This window comes from Streptomyces sp. NPDC001858, from assembly GCF_053594615.1.
The window spans coordinates 1-1,054 of the sequence record NZ_JBSFEV010000126.1; the positions used below are offsets into that span (position 1 = coordinate 1).

Below are 1,054 nucleotides of genomic sequence, written 5' to 3' on the forward strand. Positions count from 1 at the left end.
AGCCCCCGGCGCCCCGCTGATCGACGACAGGTGCCGACCCCGCTGCTCCGGGTCTGTCACAGGATCGGGTCGCGTCCGGTCTATGCAGGAGATGCGATTGGAGCGGCCATGTCTTTGAGTGATCACACGACCATGCATCACGAGCCGTCCGCCACGGACGGTGACCTCGACGACGCCGTCGCCGTCTTCGTGCAGTGCCGAAAGCGTCTCTTCGGGATCGCCTACCGTGTGCTCGGCAGCGCCGTGGAGGCCGAGGACGTGGTCCAGGAGGTGTGGCTGCGTTGGCAGAAGACGGACCGCTCGGTGGTCCTCAACCCCGTCGCCTTCCTCTCCAGCGCCACGACCCGCCTGGCCATCAACGTCGCGCAGTCGGCGCGGGTGCGCCGGGAGACCTACATCGGGCCGTGGCTGCCCGAGCCCGTCGACACGAGCTCGGACCCGGAGGTGGGCGCGCAGCGCGCGGAAGCGCTGGAAATGGCCCTGCTGCTGGTGCTGGAGAGACTGAGCCCGACCGAACGCGCCGCATACGTGCTGCGTGAGGCGTTCGACTACACCTACCCCGAGATCGCAGCGATCCTCGGGCTCAGCCTCGTCAACGTGCGGAAGATCGTCAGCCGTGCGCGCAAGCATCTGACGGACGAGCATCGCGAGACCGTGGACGCCACGGAGCACCGGCGCCTGCTCGACGCGTTCGTCTCGGCGGCTCGGACGGGGGACGTGGCCTCGCTGGAAGCCCTGCTCACCCCCGACGCCGTCAGCCTGTCCGACGGCAATGGCATGCGGGGCGCCGCCCGGGTCCCGGTGCTGGGGCGGGCGCGCGTGGCCAACCTGTCGACCGCCTTTCCCCGGTTTTGGCCCGAGGCGGACCCCAGGCCGGTCCACTCCAACGGCCGGACCGGCGTGCTGATCTACCGCAACGACGAGCCCACCACGTTCATGACGATCGCCGCCTCGGACGAAGGCATCCACAAGGTGATGTGGGTGTTCCATCCCGGCAAGATCGCCGCCTTCCTCGATTCGCGCACCCGTCAGGACAGGTTCTAGCCGGGCGGTC

The 1,054-nt window shown here is 69.3% G+C and carries 1 protein-coding gene; it reads left to right on the forward strand.

The window, feature by feature from the left end; genetic code table 11:
* Nucleotides 1-108: 108 nt before the first annotated feature.
* Complete coding sequence (locus tag ACWCPF_RS45480; protein WP_451051037.1) at nt 109-1,044, forward strand: RNA polymerase sigma-70 factor; 936 nt, start codon at nt 109-111, stop codon at nt 1,042-1,044.
* The last annotated feature ends 10 nt before the right edge of the window (nt 1,045-1,054 follow it).

Coding starts and splice junctions, on each gene's coding strand:
- ACWCPF_RS45480 (WP_451051037.1), top strand. CDS start 109: ATGTCTTTGAGTGATCACACGACCATGCATCACGAGCCGTCCGCCACG.